Origin of the sequence: Aciduliprofundum sp. MAR08-339 (assembly GCF_000327505.1) — an archaeon.
Taxonomy (GTDB): Archaea; Thermoplasmatota; Thermoplasmata; order Thermoplasmatales; family Aciduliprofundaceae; genus Aciduliprofundum.
In genome coordinates this window covers 391,636-406,514 of the sequence record NC_019942.1, presented here as the reverse complement: position 1 = coordinate 406,514, position 14,879 = coordinate 391,636, and the positions used below count along the sequence as shown (strand labels likewise).

The 14,879-nt window shown below is 45.4% G+C and carries 17 protein-coding genes; 5 read left to right on the top strand and 12 right to left on the bottom strand.

The window, feature by feature from the left end:
• Complete coding sequence (locus ACIM339_RS02260; RefSeq protein ID WP_015282981.1) at nucleotides 1-1,134, top strand: metal-dependent hydrolase; 1,134 nt, start codon at nucleotides 1-3, stop codon at nucleotides 1,132-1,134.
• A gap of 5 nt (nucleotides 1,135-1,139) precedes the next feature.
• Here ACIM339_RS02260 and ACIM339_RS02255 read toward each other — a convergent pair whose 3' ends face one another.
• From ACIM339_RS02255 to ACIM339_RS02240, 4 genes are read right to left on the bottom strand one after another with little or no spacing between them, the layout of a single operon-like run.
• Nucleotides 1,140-2,327 (bottom strand): NAD(P)/FAD-dependent oxidoreductase, encoded by a 1,188-nt coding sequence (locus ACIM339_RS02255; protein ID WP_015282980.1) that lies wholly within the window; start codon nucleotides 2,325-2,327, stop codon nucleotides 1,140-1,142.
• Nucleotides 2,324-2,506 carry a DUF362 domain-containing protein gene (locus tag ACIM339_RS02250; RefSeq protein ID WP_015282979.1) on the bottom strand — a complete coding sequence of 61 codons (183 nt, stop codon included), beginning with the start codon at nucleotides 2,504-2,506 and terminating at the stop codon, nucleotides 2,324-2,326. Before ACIM339_RS02250 ends, ACIM339_RS02255 begins: the two co-directional genes overlap by 4 nt.
• 2 nt (nucleotides 2,507-2,508) lie before the next feature.
• The gene (gene tes, locus ACIM339_RS02245) at nucleotides 2,509-4,062 is read right to left on the bottom strand and encodes a tetraether lipid synthase Tes (protein ID WP_394295535.1); all 1,554 of its coding nucleotides are present in this window, start codon (nucleotides 4,060-4,062) and stop codon (nucleotides 2,509-2,511) included.
• Nucleotides 4,063-4,108: 46 nt separating this feature from the next.
• Entirely contained in the window at nucleotides 4,109-5,050 is a 942-nt protein-coding gene (locus tag ACIM339_RS02240) for a hypothetical protein (RefSeq protein WP_015282977.1), read from the bottom strand.
• A gap of 133 nt (nucleotides 5,051-5,183) precedes the next feature.
• On the opposite strand from ACIM339_RS02240, the gene ACIM339_RS02235 reads away from it, so the two are divergent.
• A complete protein-coding gene (locus ACIM339_RS02235) occupies nucleotides 5,184-6,395 on the top strand; it encodes a hypothetical protein (RefSeq protein ID WP_052309851.1) in 1,212 nt (403 codons plus the stop codon).
• Here ACIM339_RS02235 and ACIM339_RS02230 read toward each other — a convergent pair.
• Genes ACIM339_RS02230 through ACIM339_RS02220 form a run of 3 tightly spaced genes read right to left on the bottom strand, consistent with a single transcriptional unit; the run spans nucleotide 6,392 to nucleotide 8,376 of the window.
• Nucleotides 6,392-6,913, bottom strand: a complete 522-nt coding sequence (locus tag ACIM339_RS02230) for a winged helix-turn-helix transcriptional regulator (RefSeq protein ID WP_015282975.1) — start codon at nucleotides 6,911-6,913, stop codon at nucleotides 6,392-6,394. The two genes, ACIM339_RS02235 and ACIM339_RS02230, sit on opposite strands and share 4 nt — an antisense overlap.
• A gap of 4 nt (nucleotides 6,914-6,917) precedes the next feature.
• Complete coding sequence (locus ACIM339_RS02225; protein WP_015282974.1) at nucleotides 6,918-7,184, bottom strand: hypothetical protein; 267 nt, start codon at nucleotides 7,182-7,184, stop codon at nucleotides 6,918-6,920.
• A 37-nt stretch (nucleotides 7,185-7,221) separates the two neighbouring features.
• On the bottom strand, nucleotides 7,222-8,376 hold the full coding sequence (locus ACIM339_RS02220; RefSeq protein WP_015282973.1) for a pyridoxal phosphate-dependent aminotransferase: 1,155 nt from the start codon (nucleotides 8,374-8,376) through the stop codon (nucleotides 7,222-7,224).
• Nucleotides 8,377-8,474: 98 nt separating this feature from the next.
• Here ACIM339_RS02220 and ACIM339_RS02215 point away from each other — a divergent pair, with 98 nt between their 5' ends.
• Together ACIM339_RS02215 and ACIM339_RS07730 are read left to right on the top strand one after the other, a co-directional pair.
• Nucleotides 8,475-9,377 (top strand): zinc ribbon domain-containing protein, encoded by a 903-nt coding sequence (locus ACIM339_RS02215; protein ID WP_015282972.1) that lies wholly within the window; start codon nucleotides 8,475-8,477, stop codon nucleotides 9,375-9,377.
• A gap of 6 nt (nucleotides 9,378-9,383) precedes the next feature.
• Complete coding sequence (locus ACIM339_RS07730; RefSeq protein ID WP_015282971.1) at nucleotides 9,384-9,782, top strand: DUF131 domain-containing protein; 399 nt, start codon at nucleotides 9,384-9,386, stop codon at nucleotides 9,780-9,782.
• On the opposite strand, the gene ACIM339_RS02205 is transcribed toward ACIM339_RS07730, so the two are convergent.
• From ACIM339_RS02205 to ACIM339_RS02185, 5 genes are read right to left on the bottom strand one after another with little or no spacing between them, the layout of a single operon-like run.
• A complete protein-coding gene (locus tag ACIM339_RS02205; protein ID WP_015282970.1) occupies nucleotides 9,779-10,627 on the bottom strand; it encodes a hypothetical protein in 849 nt (282 codons plus the stop codon). The genes ACIM339_RS07730 and ACIM339_RS02205 overlap by 4 nt on opposite strands.
• An 8-nt stretch (nucleotides 10,628-10,635) precedes the next feature.
• Nucleotides 10,636-11,751 carry a cell division protein FtsZ gene (gene ftsZ / locus ACIM339_RS02200; protein WP_015282969.1) on the bottom strand — a complete coding sequence of 372 codons (1,116 nt, stop codon included), beginning with the start codon at nucleotides 11,749-11,751 and terminating at the stop codon, nucleotides 10,636-10,638.
• 60 nt (nucleotides 11,752-11,811) lie between these two features.
• Complete coding sequence (locus tag ACIM339_RS02195; protein ID WP_015282968.1) at nucleotides 11,812-12,360, bottom strand: glucose-6-phosphate isomerase; 549 nt, start codon at nucleotides 12,358-12,360, stop codon at nucleotides 11,812-11,814.
• A gap of 37 nt (nucleotides 12,361-12,397) precedes the next feature.
• Nucleotides 12,398-13,171 (bottom strand): diphthine synthase, encoded by a 774-nt coding sequence (dph5, locus tag ACIM339_RS02190; protein ID WP_015282967.1) that lies wholly within the window; start codon nucleotides 13,169-13,171, stop codon nucleotides 12,398-12,400.
• 22 nt (nucleotides 13,172-13,193) lie between these two features.
• Nucleotides 13,194-13,478, bottom strand: coding sequence for a hypothetical protein (locus tag ACIM339_RS02185; RefSeq protein ID WP_015282966.1), 285 nt, complete (start codon nucleotides 13,476-13,478; stop codon nucleotides 13,194-13,196).
• Nucleotides 13,479-13,639: 161 nt separating this feature from the next.
• Between ACIM339_RS02185 and ACIM339_RS02180 the strand changes: the two genes are divergently transcribed.
• The gene (locus ACIM339_RS02180) at nucleotides 13,640-14,878 is read left to right on the top strand and encodes a hypothetical protein (RefSeq protein ID WP_015282965.1); all 1,239 of its coding nucleotides are present in this window, start codon (nucleotides 13,640-13,642) and stop codon (nucleotides 14,876-14,878) included.
• Nucleotide 14,879 lies beyond the last annotated feature (1 nt).

Sequence of the window (14,879 nt, the reverse complement as noted above, 5' to 3'; positions counted from 1 at the left end):
ATGAAGGGATTTGCCCATTTTCTGGCAGGATTAACCACGGCGACCTTCGTGGTGGTAATTGCAAATATGTTCTATGGAAACAATGTTATCGCCAACGAGATTGTTGTGCACAAGGCACTGGTGCTAATTCTCGGAGGAATTTTCGGAATATTGCCCGATACTATTGATTTTCGATTTGCCAAGTACCTGCAGAGGCATGATTATGAGGTGGATATGGATGAATGGAATCTTGATCCCAATTTGGTGGCTACGACCCTTGCAAAGGCCATAGATCAGGCGGCAGAAGAGCAGAGGGAAGTAAATGTCATGCTCCACACCATAAAAATCTCATCGGATCAGTGGAGACAGTATACCGTGCATTTTGATACGGAAAACAAGAAGGTTATATGTGATATAGGACCAATAATCTCCGGATTTGAGAAGAGGCCCTACATCACATCTTACTTACCTCCTGAGAAGGCCCATGCTGAGGCGGAATTCAAGGCAGATCTGGATTACAATTACGATGCGGTGACCCACGTGGATATTCTCTCTGGACCTGATTTCTCATTCTTCCCAGAGGGCAAGAACAGGGTACGTGCAGATTTCATTCCCTGGCACAGGAGATGGGCCCACAGCATAACCCTGGGTGTAATGTTTGCGCCCATAGGTTTTATGCTCTACGGATTCACTCCCATGGGCTGGACCGCCTTCTGGCTCATAATGCTCGGTTTCTGGTCACATATTCTCACAGATCACTTTGGACTCATGGGAAGTAACATGTTTCCTCCCTTCACAACCAGGCGCATTCCAGGCTTTAAAGTTACTAGAAGTATGAGCACACTTGCCAACGTATACACCAATTATCTGGACATACTGCTAATAATATTCAATGTGAATGCCCTAAATTACGCCCTATCCGGCAAGGATTATCTCAGGATGCAGTGGTTATCCATGCTTGGGGGCCATCTTGGATACTTGGAGTGGTACGTTGTCGGGCTTATGAATTACATAGTTTACTACATACTTCCTCCTATTCTGGTATCCTATGTGCTGGTGGCATGGATCAGAAAGAGGCACGGTGTGAGGGAACTAAGCGAAAAGGAGGCAAGAAGTGCGGAGCAACTGGAAGAATTGGGAGGTGCAAATGTATAAAAAATTTAGAGAAGGTCTTCGAACTCTTCAATGAGTTCGGGGTACTTTTTCTGCACTGCCTCAAGGATCCCTCTCACTGAAATTTTTGTTATTTTCTCCTTTGAAATCACATCCATAAGTTTGTTCAGTGTGTCATCACTCAGAGCGGCGAGTTTCTCCTTGACGAACCAGTTGCGCAGGTGCTTTCTTCCCCACTTCTCCTGTACCATGTTCTGGTACTCCTCAAGGCATTCTCTGCTGGGATTATCTATGCACTTTGCTGCTATCTCTCCAGCGTACTTTCCAGAGATGCAGGCATTTGCTATGCCACCACCGGTTATTGGGTCTATGAGGCGAGCGGCATCGCCCACGAGCATTATTCCGTTGTCAACTATCTTCTTTGGCACAGGGCATGTTGATACGGCTCCGGTGACAATCTGTATTACGCTTCCCTTTTTGAGATAATCGTGTTTTTCAATAAACTCGTCCATGTACTTTTTAACTTCTCCCCTGTGCTTCAACTTGTTTAGCGCCACGCCTATGCCAACATTTGCCTCCTTCTTACCCTTGGGGAAGATCCATACGTATCCTCCAGGAGCGCAGGAGCCTATGAAGAAGTGGGTGAAGTTTTCCTCTATATCTATGTTTGTCATCCTGTACTGTATGCAGGATACAATATCCCTTTCGCGAAGCACTGTGTTGAGTCCTGCCCACCGGGCCACTTGGGATTCAAAACCATCGGCTGCTATGACTATCTTGGCTCGCACTTCAACCTTTTCTCCAAATTTACGTATTATTGCACCCTTAATGTAGCCATCTTCCTTGATTATCTCTATGGCCGGGCTCTTCATCCATATCTCTGCACCCTCCTTTGCTGCCAGGGATGCAAGATACTTGTCAAAGTACTCGCGATTGAGCACAAATCCAACCTCGTTGCCTGCCTGCTCTGCGGTGAGCTCCACAACACTCTTCTCATCTGGCGAGTATATCTTTGCACCATCCATGTAAGCATCTATCCACCTATCCTGAGGTTCTATTTCCACTTCGTCCATCCATGCACGGGAGATACCCTCCGCACAGCGCACGGGCACCCCTATTTCTGGTCTCTTCTCCACAAGTAGAACCCTTAGTCCATGGCGTGCAGCGTACCTTGCGGCCATTGAGCCCCCCGGACCTGCGCCTATGACAAGAACATCGTACTCGTACCTTTTCATTCTGACCACCACTCTGCATCAATTGCACCCACGGGGCATGCGCGTATGCAGAACCCACACTTTATGCACTTATCCTCATCTATCCTCACTATCGTCTCATCAAGAAACATGCAGTTTACTGGGCATGAACCCACGCATGCACCGCAGTAATTGCACACGGAAGGGTCAACCTTCATCATACTTATCCCTCAACACCCACCACGTTGCCGTGTCTCTTTCTGTACTCTTCAAGGCTTATGGAGTACTTCTTTTCTATTTTCTCTCTGAACACGGGGCCCGTGTTGTAGGAGCAGAATGGTATTATGCTAGGCTCTGGGGTCACGTAGTGGATAACGCACCTTATAGTGCGGTGGATATCGTAATTATAAGCATCCTGGAAGTGCATGGCACCTATGAACATGGAGTCCCAGTGCAATTTGCCGAGGGAATCCTTGGTTCCCTGCTCAAACACACCCACAATCTCCTTGAGTTTGAAGCCGCTGGGGGCGTACTCTTTGTCGTAGTGCTTCTTGAGAATCTTGTAAAGCGTGAGTATGCTTCCAAGTTTGCTCTTCTTCTCAAAGGTTTTGTTGAACACGAGTGGGGTTATTTCCTCAATAAGGCCGGCCACATCAATGAACCTGGCGATCGGAATGTTCTTTTTCTTCTCGTAGTCGTGGAACACATAGGTTGCGGCACCGCAGGCGGGGTGCGTCGTGAAGGACGGTTTTGGATCCTTGAATATCTGAGAGGCGATCTCCGCGAAGAGTGCTGCCACGGGTATTGGGAAGAAATCGGTCTTTTCTATGAAGTCTGTCTGCTCGTGCAGATCCCTTATGAGATCTCCTGTGGTATAACGCATCTTGAGTAACTCACCCTGAGGAATTCTTCCCGAGAGGGATACGGGTTGGAAATTCACGGCGCGAATAACATCAAGATTCTGCAATCCGAATTCCACTATTTTTCCAACCTCGTCATCGTTAACTCCCTTTACCACGGTAGGCACTAGCACCGTTGCCAGTGGTTTTGGCTTGACCTTACGGAGATTCTCAATGGCCTTCATTTTTGTGGGTAGCAGATTCAGGCCTCTGGCTGTTATGTACGTACTCTCCTTGAAACCGTCAAATTGCAGGTACACCGTGTGCATTCCCGCATCGGCCATCTTCTGGGCAAAGGTGGGATCGTTGGCTATGAGGATTCCATTTGTGGCCACCTGAATCTGGGCGAATCCCAACTCCTTGGCCTTACGGATAACATCAAAGAATCTCGGGTAAATGGTTGGCTCCCCCCCGGCAAATTGAATTGCAGGGGTCGGCACGGGTCTCTCCTGCCTCAGATACTTCATCATTCGCACTACTGTATCAAAATCTGGTTCGTAAACGTAGCCAGCAGCGTTGGCATTTGCAAAGCATATGGGACAGCGAAGGTTGCACCTGTTGGTCAAATCCAGATTTGCCAGGGCGGTGAATGAATAATGATGATCAGAGTATCCATTTATGATCTTCACATTCTTGGGGCCAACTCCATCCAGAATGGTTCCCCATTTCTCCATCCAGTGCCATACCTCGGCGTCTCCGTAATAAATGTCCTTGAACTCACCGTGCTCTGGGCAGGTCTTCTTGTACCATATCTTTCCGTCCTCCTCGTATATGGTTGCGGGTATCACCTTTCCGCATACGGGACATATGCTCTTTGTTTCCTTAGGAAGTCCCTTTTTGAGATTTGATGGTTGTATTACATACATAGTAATCCCCAAATCGATAGATAATGCATACATTTTAAAAATTTTGTAGTTTTTAAAACTACAAACGACGTTTCAACAGGGGAGCGGAAAGGACTATAACCACGGCGAGGGTTATTCCTATGCCCAGAGAGAGGGCATGGTCCATTATGTAATTTACGGTGTGCCTGATGCCGTTTACTATGCTTGTGGTGTTGAGGGATATGGGTTCTGGGAGGGTGATGTAAGGGTCCTGCACGATGGTTCCGTTTTTATCCTGGAATATGAAGTACAGAATGAAGTTTGAACCATCGTAGGAGTACAGCGTATTTATGTTGTCTCTATACTCCCACATGTACCTGAAGGTCACATTATTTCTTCCGAATCCTATCATACCTAGGTGGTCAGAACCAAAGCGATGCTTCATAACGTGCTTGGTCGGGCTCATCATTTTCCAGTGCCTTGCGGTTTTATTGCACTCAAAAACCCTTGATGTGGAGCCGTTTTTGTGGTTTTCACCATAGTTCATATGCTCTTCCAGAAAAACATAGGCGTTCTTCGTGTTGGTTTTTATTATGGTACTATATCTTATCATATTTCTCGTTATGTTCACGTCATTCTTCCTGTAAGTTTTTTCTGCAAGGTAGAAGTTCAGAGTCAGGTTCACCCTTATTGGATTGCCGTGGTGGTGGGATCTGCCCTTAATTTCAAATTCCTTCCACATGGTTATCCTCGTGTAGTTCCCCATTACTGAGTTGTGGGAACTCATCCTCTCAATGTTCATATTTTCAATCCTTTCAAAGTCCATGAAATGGGGTGAGAAGGAGGGAGTGGTTGATATGAATATTCTGGTGAATTTCAGATAAAAGTGCTGGGTTTTGTTAATGGATATGGAAAGGGTTGCATTTTTATTATCGAAAATTATTCTCGTATCTGGGCTATTCTGGGATCCACTGACATCTAAGGTCAGGAGAGTTACGGAAAGTAGGAGCAATCCCAGAACAATTGCAATGATTTTTTTCACGTTTAATGAAATGCAGGCCCCATTTAAATGAATTTTGGTACAAATATCGAATGTTCGAATTTTGTACCACTCTTCGAAGATTGTACCATAAATGGTTTATATCCATGCCCAAATCTTCAATCAGGTGATGAAAATGAAGAGGATGTGGATATTGATAATTGCAGCCCTTATGGTGGTACCCGCAATGGCAGGTGTGGCGGCTGCGGCCGGTCACAGTGGAAGCGGTGCAGACCATAATGGCCATAATGGAGGCAGTGCAGACATGTATAGGCAGAGAATGCACCATGGATTGATTGGCGAGTTTCAGTACAACAACGGCATGGTGGTTGGAAAGTACGTCAATTTCACGGTGAATCCCAGAACGGGAGAAATAAGTGACTATTCGGTGAATAATGTTACCGTGTTCACCTCCATAGATTATAAGAATGGTGGAATGGGGAAAATAAGGGTTTCGGGGGCAAAGTTCTTTTACCTTGGAGCATGGGAGCATTTGAACTGGAGTGAGAAGAATTTGAATGGCGGGTGGAGATTGATTCAGGCACTGGATACTCCTGTTGGTATTTTGCACATACTCACCCATGGAAGTGATGTCATAACTTATACCCTGGCCCCTGGTATAAATGCAACCTTGGAGAATTCAACGGTGGTTCTAAGTGGAAAAGTATCGGCGTATATTTTTGTATCCAATGGAAATGTGAGCGTGGGAGAAAATAGAATTACTGTAACCACAGGAAGTTACATGGATTCCCATGGAAGGAGGCACAGCACAACAAGCGTGCTCTTCATGGAGCCTAGGAATTTGAACATTCCAGGTGAAATGAAGAAGATGCTTATGAGGGAGTTTGAGAGAGGAAAGATTGGTGGTGAGATGTACATAAACGCCCATTCTGCAGAATTTGTGAACTACACCTCTGGACTTGAAGCAAAATTGGCAATGAGGGAGAGAAACCATATACGCATAGACATATCTGCGGAGGGTGTAAATGGAAGCAGAGTTATAATGATAAACATTGAAAATGGTACTTTGAATCTCACGGCGCATCACAAACTAGTGGTTAAATTTGATGGAAAGGTAATAAATGAAACAACACCCCAGGAACTCTTCAATGGAGGATATGAGGCAAAATACTCCGTGGTGGAAGACAACGGTACTATGACCTTGCTGCTCTACGTACCCCATTTTTCGGAGCACACCCTTGATGTGGAAAGTGAACCAGTTTCTGAAGAAGTTTCAACCAATGCAACAACTCCTCAGGGTGTCAGCAATCCTATGCTGTGGATAGGTGTTGGAATTGTGATAATTGCAATAATTGTGGTGGCTGCGTGGAGAGTGAAGAGTCGCTAAATATTTCTCTCCCTTTTTTCCCAAAGTTTTACAAAATTGTCCACAAGGGAATCAAGGAAGGATTTTCTGTACTTTATTATGGTTCTCGCCATTATTTTGGGGTCCTTTAAAGAGTAGTACCGCTCTCTTCCCTCAATCTCCCTTTGCAGGATTCCTCCTTTAACAAGTTTGTTAAGGTGATATGACAAGGTGGAAGGGCTTATTCCCACGAAATTGGCGATATCCCTTTGCTTTACCCTTCCATTTTCAAGTAAAAAGATGATGATTTTTCTTACTATTTCATTTCTCAGAAATCCCATTATTTTTCTCTCCTGGTGGCTCATGTACGTGTTTGCGAAGAACCTTATGTATCTACCGTCCTCTCTGGATACTATGAGTTCATCTTTCAGGAGCACGTTGAGATGGTATTCCAGCATTCCCACTGGCATATCCAGTCTTCTCTGCAATTCCCTGAAATGCAGTCCAGGATTAAGCAGAATTTCCTCGTATATCCTCCTCCTCGTGCTTAGATCCTCCATAACTTCAGCCCCTGAGAGCAAGGGCAAAGTAGAGGGATATGAGGATTATCACATCAAGACCCATGAAAATTTCAGGTACGTTCAGGTTCATGGAATAGTATATGTTTGCCTCGTAAATTATACCCTTTAGAAGGAATATTGTGAATATCACCGTGGATATAATTGCTGCTTTCAGCCTGTACCTCCTGTAAGCCATAAAGGCCACTAAGAGAAGTATGAGGGACACGAGGATTAGTATACCTGCAAGTATGTCCGATGGGAATATCGTCATGGTGCAAGCATAGGGAAATAAAAATTAATACTTTTCCTCACAGTTCCTCTATGAACTCTCTCAATCTTTTGATACCCTCTTTGAGATTCTCCATTGAGGTGGCAAATGAGAGACGGAAATACCCTTCACCGTGGGGACCAAATGCAGAACCAGGGGTAATTGCCACTTGTTTTTTAATCATCAACTCCTCGGCAAATACCTTGGAGGGCAAATCAAAATCGTATCTTGGAAATATGTAGAATGTTCCCTTGGGTCTCTTTACATGCAAACCCTCAATTTTTGAGAGTTCTTCGTAGACGAAATTCCTTCTCATTCTGAACTCTTCAACCATTTTGTGTACGGCCTCCTTCTCCTTCAACGCCTGCAAAGCAGCGTACTGGGCCATACTCGGTGCACAGGATATCGTATGCTGCTGCATCTTCTCCAGTTGCGGAATGAAACTGTGTGGGGCGATGAGGTATCCTATTCTCCACCCGGTCATTGCGTGACTCTTGGAGAATCCGTTGATGATTACTGTGTAATTGAGCAGATCTTCAAACACACCGGGGGAGATGTGCTCTCCTTCGTAGATTATTTTCTCGTATATTTCGTCGCTTATGAGAATCAGATCAAAATCCACAACAACGTCTCTTATGGCCTTCAGATCCTCATAGGTCAAAATTGAGCCGGTGGGATTTGAGGGCGAGTTTATTATGAGCACCTTTGTTTTGAAATTTATCTTGCTCACAAGATCATCAATATCCATTGTGAAATGCTTTTCTTCCACAAGCCTAATGCCCACGGGCTTTCCGCGGGCAAAATTAACCATTTCTCGGTAGGAGACCCAACCAGGATCCGGAATGAGAACCTCATCTCCAGGGTCTATGAAGGTGGACACCGCCATGAAAATCCCGAGTTTTGCAGGGGTAACAATGACATTGTTTGCATCAACATTCACACCATTTTCCACGCGGTACTTCTCTGCAATGGCCTCCCTCAGTTCTGAGATTCCTGTTGGAGGAGTGTAATGGGTTTTTCCGTTTTTCATTGCCTCGTAGGCTGCCTCAATAACTGATGAAGGGGTTGTAAAATCAGGTTCTCCCACGGCCATGGAAATTATGTTATAACCCTTCTCTCTGAACTTGTTTGCCAGTTCCACCAGAGACAGAGTGCTTGAGGGGGCCATTTTCTGTATGCGTTTAGAGAAGATCATATGGCCACCTTTATAAACTACGTATATAAAGCACTTTCCATGAGTTTTTTGGTGCATACCTCAAAATCTTTTTATACAAGTAGGGGGATAAGAAACCAATGGCCCTTGAGGTGACATCATCGTTGATATTCTTCGTACTGTTCATAGTTTTTTTCATCGTGGGTATAGCGTATGCCCTCATGCTCTTGAAGAAGAGGGCCAACGAGAAAATAATGAGAATGAACGAGAGCAATGTGGAGGATAATGCGTACAACCAGATACACATTGTAAGGTCCATGGCCCGGGTTATGAAGGATCGTGGTTACAAGGTGGAACCGGTGGAGAGCATGCTTTCAAAGGCGGAAAGGGCCTACGAATCTCAGAGGTATCTTGAGTCCCTTGAGATTGCAAACAATGCCAAGAGAATCCTTCTTAGAATGAAGGAAGAAAACCTGTTGGAGGATGGCACGAGTCCTCAGGTTGAGAGGGAACTGGAGATAATAAAGAAAATTGAGAGGGAGCCAAAGCAGGATGAGATGCCTCCCCAGGTCAAGGATTTTGTTAAAAAACTTCCTCCCAATTACCTGCAATCCAAGTTTGAAATAGGCGTTGTTGAGGAGAAAATTCTCGGGATGGAAGATGGGCAGTTGAAGGAATACGCAAAGCTCTACGTGCAAAGGGCCAAAAGGGCCTTTGACCTTGGGGATTATAATGAGGCACTTCGCTTGGCCGTGAAGGGAAACAGGATAATAGATACTGGAGAAATAGAGCCCGGTTTGGAAAAGCCGCAGGTTGAAAGAGCCCAAAAGGTTGATCTCAAGGTTGAGCCGCTTATTAAAGAAGAGCCGAAAAAAAGTGAGGAACTGCACTGTCCCAACTGTGGGGCAATAGTTCAGCCAGAGGATAGGTATTGCTGGAACTGCGGTGCAAAACTCGTATTCATATACACCTGCCCCAACTGCGGTGCGGAGGTCAGCAGTGAGGATAAATTCTGCAGGCAATGCGGTTATAGGTTGAGGTGAGTAACGATGCTTCGGAGGGCTGCACTGCTTTCAATTCTTATGGGGGCGGGGATTCTCCTATATGCAATCTTTTCAGGAGAGGCCCATGTCGCCCTGCTATTGATTTTTCCCGTTGTCTATGGTTCTGGATTTTACTCACTTGTGGGGATTCTCCTCATAATGCTCGGGATCTTTCTCCTGTTTCTATCACCCCTTGAATCCTTGGAGAGAGAGGCTATGGTCTATCCCGAAGAATCAGAAAATGAGTATGTGGAAAATAAAGAAAAAACAAAGTTTGGAGGGGTTATTCTCATAGGGCCAATACCCATAGTGTTTGGATCTGACAGGAACATGCTCAGGCTCTCCATCTTCATCGGACTCCTCATTCTTTCTCTTCTTGTGATTTTTTATGTTCTCTTCCTCTAAGGATAGGATATTCTCTTCTTTTTCTTCAATGCTTCGATGAACTTGTCAACATCCTCATCCTTCATCTCAGTCTTGCTCTTTGCCTCCTCACTCAGCTGGTTTAAAATTGCCTTCTCCTCACCCCTCTTTTTTCTGTACTCTCCCTTTATCTCAATGATTTTTTGAAGCATCTCCTGGGCCTTCTTATGGTATGTATCTGCCTTTTCCCTGTATTTCAGATACTCCTCGTGCTTTTTGTTCATTTTCTCGGTGAGGTATTTCAACTTCTCCTTCAATTCGATTACCCTACGGTGGTGCTCTTGCTGCTCCTCATACAATTTTGAGAGTGTGTTTCTCTCTTCATCTTCCAGAATCTGCAGATTGGCAAGTTCCCCTTCAAGGTCCTTTACCTCGCCCAGAACCCTGTTCTTTTCCTCAATTTCCCTTCTCAGTTCTTCCCTTCTCTTGGTGAGTTCTCTTAGTTTTTCAATTAATTTGTTCTCCTCCTGAACTGTGTGGGGTTTGATTTGAAGATTTTTCTCAATCCTTGCAATCTCCTCCTCAATGCGTACGTACTCTGCCTCAACGGTATCCCCGGAACTTCTGCGAAGTTCACGCATGTATTTTTTGAGTGCTAAAATCTTCTCCCTGTACTCGTTCTTCTTTGCTTTGTGCTCCTTCATAAGTGCCACTATGGAGTCTCTCGCATCCCTCTCCTTCTGGAGCTCTTCTTTGATTTTCTTTCTCTCCTCGTTTATGAGGTCCCGTTCCTCCCTGACCTCACGTGCAAGTATGTTGAACTCATCCCTTCTGGTCTTGTAGAGCTGGAACTTTTCCTCAGCGTTTTGCAGGTCTGTTTTCTTCATCGCTCTCACTAATCGATCACATCAATATCTGCATCCAAGGTCTCTCCAGCAAGGCTTTTTGCCGCCTTTAGAGAGCCTCCCTTTTCAATGAAGTATGGGGATTTCACGCCAGATAGCACAACTAAAACCTGTACCATGTTGTCCATCTCTGGATCCACGCTGGCGCCCCATATGATCTTGGCCATCGGATTTATCTTCTTCTGCACAAGATCCACTGCCATCTGTGCCTCGCTTACGCTCATATGCTCGTCTCCGACTATGCGCACAAGCGCACCCGTGGCATTGCTTATGTCTGCATCAATGAGTGGAGAGTTTATGGCCTCTTCCACAGCCTCCTTCACACGATCCTGGGTGCTATCACTCTCGCCTATGCCAACCATGGCCACGCCTCCAGATCCAAGGACTGTTCTGAGATCGGCGTAATCCACGTTCACCAGCCCGGGCTTTGTGAGAATTTCAGTTATCCCCTTTATGGTGATCATAAGCACGGTGTCTGCAACCTTGAAGGCCTCGTTGAGCGGCAATCTTGGCACAAGTTCCAGAAGTTTATCGTTTGGTATCACTATGGTGGTATCCGAGTACCTGCGGAGCCTCTCAAGACCCCACATCGCATTCTCCATTCTCAGTTTTCCCTCGGCCTTGAATGGAAGGGTAACCACAGAAAGCACAAGTGCTCCTGACTCCTTGGCCAGTTTTGCCACGTATGGGGCACTTCCCGTACCGGTCCCCCCGCCGAGGCCTGCGGTTACAAAAACCATGTCCGCACCCTGAAGTATTTTTTCAAGTTCTTCATTTGCCTCTCTGGCAGCATCCTCTCCAACAAGAGGATTTGATCCTGCCCCCAGGCCACGGGTTCTTCTCCTTCCAAGGAGGATCTTTCTGTTGGCGCGAATGTGCAGAAGGTGCTGGGCATCCGTGTTTGCCGCTATGAGCTCTGCTCCATAGATGCCCTCTTCCATCATCCTATTGATCGTGTTGCTTCCTCCACCTCCACAGCCAATGATCTTTATGTTTACCCTCAGTTTCTCCACAAGTTGCCTCAGGTACTCATCCTCCGGCGCCGTGTAATCCACTGTGCCCATACCACTCTGGGGATTTGTATTAAACTCCTTCAATAATTTCATGCTTATCCCATCCCGGTCCTTTTATAAAGTAAAGTCTACATAATATAAAAGAATTTCCGGTTACCAGCGTGGATTATCCAATACCTCGTAGCCGTTTTTACCCTCCACCACCATCTTGGCAAATCCCCTTTCGGCAATGCTTCCGTAATCGTGCCCCGCATCACTTGGATATATGGCCAAGAAAACAAAATCTTCTTTGCCTGTATTTATGCTTCTGTGGGCGTAGAAAGGGGGCACGTATACGACATCACCCTTCTCCATTTCAAACCACTGCACCTCTCCATCTTTCTGCATGAGAAGCAAGCCCCTGCCCTTCAGGGAAATGTAAAGTTCTGCCCTGTCTCGCTTGCTGTGATAATGGCCCTTGGTCATAAAGTACTCTCTTCCAACCCTTCCAGGATGAAGCACTGTTATGGCGTAACTCAACTCTCCCTCCTTCTCTTTGGGAACGGCGTATACTTCGTAAATCACCGGGTTTTCCCTCTTTATTATGTCCTCAAGGGCCTCTGAATCCTGATAGAATCCCCGCATATTGCTGGCCCTGCGAACCACAATGTTCTCATACCTCTCCAGTTTTGCAAGGTCAAAGTCAATTCTGTTCTTAAGCATGGAAATACGAATGTGGAGAAAGGATATAAATTTGCCCCTAATCGAGTATTTCCTCCGGCGCTCCAGCCAGTTTTACTAAAGCCTCTGCCTCTGCAAAGTGAAGTTTTCCCGGGAGTACAAGGGTGTGCAGTGGAGGGCCAAAATCCTCCTTAATGAGATGCTTGATTTTCCCCGCTCTAACCAATGCATCCTCTGAACCTGCACGGGCCACAACCGCAATAATGGTGTCCTCTGAGATTATTCCCTTTCCCCTCACTTTTTCCATTTCAAGGAGGATTTGCATTGCCTCATTTGCGCTCATTGGCCTCGGATTTATGTCAAGAAGGATCAGGGTATGGAGCCCCATTCTGAGGTTTTCCATTATGTGATCATACGCACTCGTTGGAAAGAAATTTTCTTGGGGAAATGGAATGGATACCGTGCGCCCGAACTTGTAATTCTGCAATCCTAAAAGCCCGGGAGCGACAGATATTATGGATGCGTTGTGTATCACTCTCGTCTCTATGCCAAATTCTTGGGCCATTATTCGCAGAGCAACGTGGGTGGTGGCAATCATGGGATCTCCTGCAACGAGAAGAACCACGTTCTTGTTTTGGGCCTCATTCATAATTATTTTTCCATCCTCAACATCATCCCTGCCCAGGAGAATTATTCTCTTTCCATAGAACCTTTCAAGGTCCTCAATATCTGCATTTATGAGTTTTGAAGTGTAGAACTCTGCAAATACCACATCGGCATTTTCAATTGCCCCCTTTCCCCGAAGTGTTATGTCCTCCAAACCGCCGAGTCCGAGACCTACGAAAGTGAGCATGGGAGCATATGGCATCCATATTTTAAATATTCTCACATTTTTCTATTTCTTCAAGGATTTTCCTTTTGAATGGGGAGAACCTTTTCTCAATCCTTATGGAAGATGCGATGAGCATAACGGCACCAAGGATTATAATTCCGAGGCGCCAGGGTGTCGGGAAATAGGGGTTGCCAATGCCCAATGCCATAAGGAAGAGCCCCGGGATAAATAGAAGAGGGTCCAAGCCCCATATCCCGTATTTATCGCTTGTGAGAATTCTGAGGGATGTTAAATACTCCACGCGATCCTTCAATTCCCCACCCTTCATACTAATAAAATTCTCCCTTCATATTTAAAATGTTCGTTCTTTTCATACCGCATGGTTGTTTTAACGTCTCATCCTCTTTTGCACCTTGAAAATCCTCAAGCGGAAGTTTTAAATAATACATAGTATTACTATGTATTGTGCACAACTAAGAGGTGATATATGTGAAATTCGGAAGAGTAAGTATGGTTTTGATCGTTGCAGTAATGTTCTCCGCGACCTTGCTGCCCATGTCTGCTGCCAATGAGGGAACGGGAAATATCTGGGATAGAATCTCAATTGAGCGTGGTACCACGAATGCGCTTGGTGGTGGAAATTACATAGCCATAAAGACCAACAACTCCTCTATATCCATAATTTATGGAGGAGATGGCAAAAACAACACCGTAAAGATAGTTTCTGAGATGCAAAGGTATGCGGGGGGTGTGAAAATTTACAGCAGGAACGGTACTCTTGTGACCCAGAAGATTCTGAGATACAGGTTTTTCCTGGGACAGAGTTTCAACTACATTGGGGAGGTCAGGAATTTAAACGATTCTAGGCAAATGGTTAAGTATGTGGCCCTTCGCACCCAGTGGAAGATGTCTGGTTTCAAGATTACAAACCTATCCGCAAATGAAACTCGCGTTGATTTCACCATTTATGTTAAAAATCTTCCCTACACGGAAGTGTTTAATAATTCGGAGGTGGGAGATGGTGTGGTGAATTATATTGCCCTTCATTTTCACATTACTGCAAGTCTGGAGAAGAGAACCTTGCATGGATTTCCATGGTATGCCTACCAGCCGGGAAAGGGCATACATCTGATAGGTAGAAGGAATTACACCGGGGAAGTGGTGCGTTTTCAGATAAAGTATGATAAGGAGATTGATGGCTGGGATTATGTGGACTCTTCAAAGATAATAGTGCAAAACAACATATTCTGGGGAATATCAGGCAACGAAAAGGTACTCCACTTACTTATGAAGAGATACGGTGGTTGCAGAGCGAGGATTGGAAATCACACCTATGGAAATGAGACACTTCCAAGGCACAGGTTGTTATTCAAGCATAGAGGCGCTATAGAGTTTACAGAACTGGGTCAGTGGGACAGAATTGGGCGCTTTAGGTGGGAATCCAATGTCACCGTGGATAACCAAACTAGGCAGGCCTATTATCAGATAGTGGGTGGAGAGAGAATAGTGCGTTGGTACAAGCATAGAGCATTTGCACTCACCGTGCTGAACGGGGCGTTGATATACCCCGCAGGAGAGAGAATATTTCAAGATCCATCCATTGAGCTGAGCCAGTACTACCTGAATTTTGGTCCATTGACATTGCCCACTGCAGCGATATCATTCATAAGCGTCATGGTTCTTGGAGTGTTTGTTCTGGCACTGGTAATTTATCGTATCAAAAAATAAA

Excerpts from the sequence above, each read along its gene's own strand:
- ACIM339_RS02260 (WP_015282981.1), top strand. The coding sequence starts at position 1 with ATGAAGGGATTTGCCCATTTTCTGGCAGGATTAACCACGGCGACCTTC.
- ACIM339_RS02255 (WP_015282980.1), bottom strand. The coding sequence starts at position 2,327 with ATGAAAAGGTACGAGTACGATGTTCTTGTCATAGGCGCAGGTCCGGGG.
- ACIM339_RS02250 (WP_015282979.1), bottom strand. The coding sequence starts at position 2,506 with ATGATGAAGGTTGACCCTTCCGTGTGCAATTACTGCGGTGCATGCGTG.
- ACIM339_RS02235 (WP_052309851.1), top strand. The coding sequence starts at position 5,184 with ATGAAGAGGATGTGGATATTGATAATTGCAGCCCTTATGGTGGTACCC.
- ACIM339_RS02230 (WP_015282975.1), bottom strand. The coding sequence starts at position 6,913 with ATGGAGGATCTAAGCACGAGGAGGAGGATATACGAGGAAATTCTGCTT.
- ACIM339_RS02225 (WP_015282974.1), bottom strand. The coding sequence starts at position 7,184 with ATGACGATATTCCCATCGGACATACTTGCAGGTATACTAATCCTCGTG.
- ACIM339_RS02220 (WP_015282973.1), bottom strand. The coding sequence starts at position 8,376 with ATGATCTTCTCTAAACGCATACAGAAAATGGCCCCCTCAAGCACTCTG.
- ACIM339_RS02215 (WP_015282972.1), top strand. The coding sequence starts at position 8,475 with ATGGCCCTTGAGGTGACATCATCGTTGATATTCTTCGTACTGTTCATA.
- ACIM339_RS07730 (WP_015282971.1), top strand. The coding sequence starts at position 9,384 with ATGCTTCGGAGGGCTGCACTGCTTTCAATTCTTATGGGGGCGGGGATT.
- ACIM339_RS02205 (WP_015282970.1), bottom strand. The coding sequence starts at position 10,627 with ATGAAGAAAACAGACCTGCAAAACGCTGAGGAAAAGTTCCAGCTCTAC.
- ftsZ (WP_015282969.1), bottom strand. The coding sequence starts at position 11,751 with ATGAAATTATTGAAGGAGTTTAATACAAATCCCCAGAGTGGTATGGGC.
- ACIM339_RS02195 (WP_015282968.1), bottom strand. The coding sequence starts at position 12,360 with ATGCTTAAGAACAGAATTGACTTTGACCTTGCAAAACTGGAGAGGTAT.
- dph5 (WP_015282967.1), bottom strand. The coding sequence starts at position 13,171 with ATGCTCACTTTCGTAGGTCTCGGACTCGGCGGTTTGGAGGACATAACA.
- ACIM339_RS02185 (WP_015282966.1), bottom strand. The coding sequence starts at position 13,478 with ATGAAGGGTGGGGAATTGAAGGATCGCGTGGAGTATTTAACATCCCTC.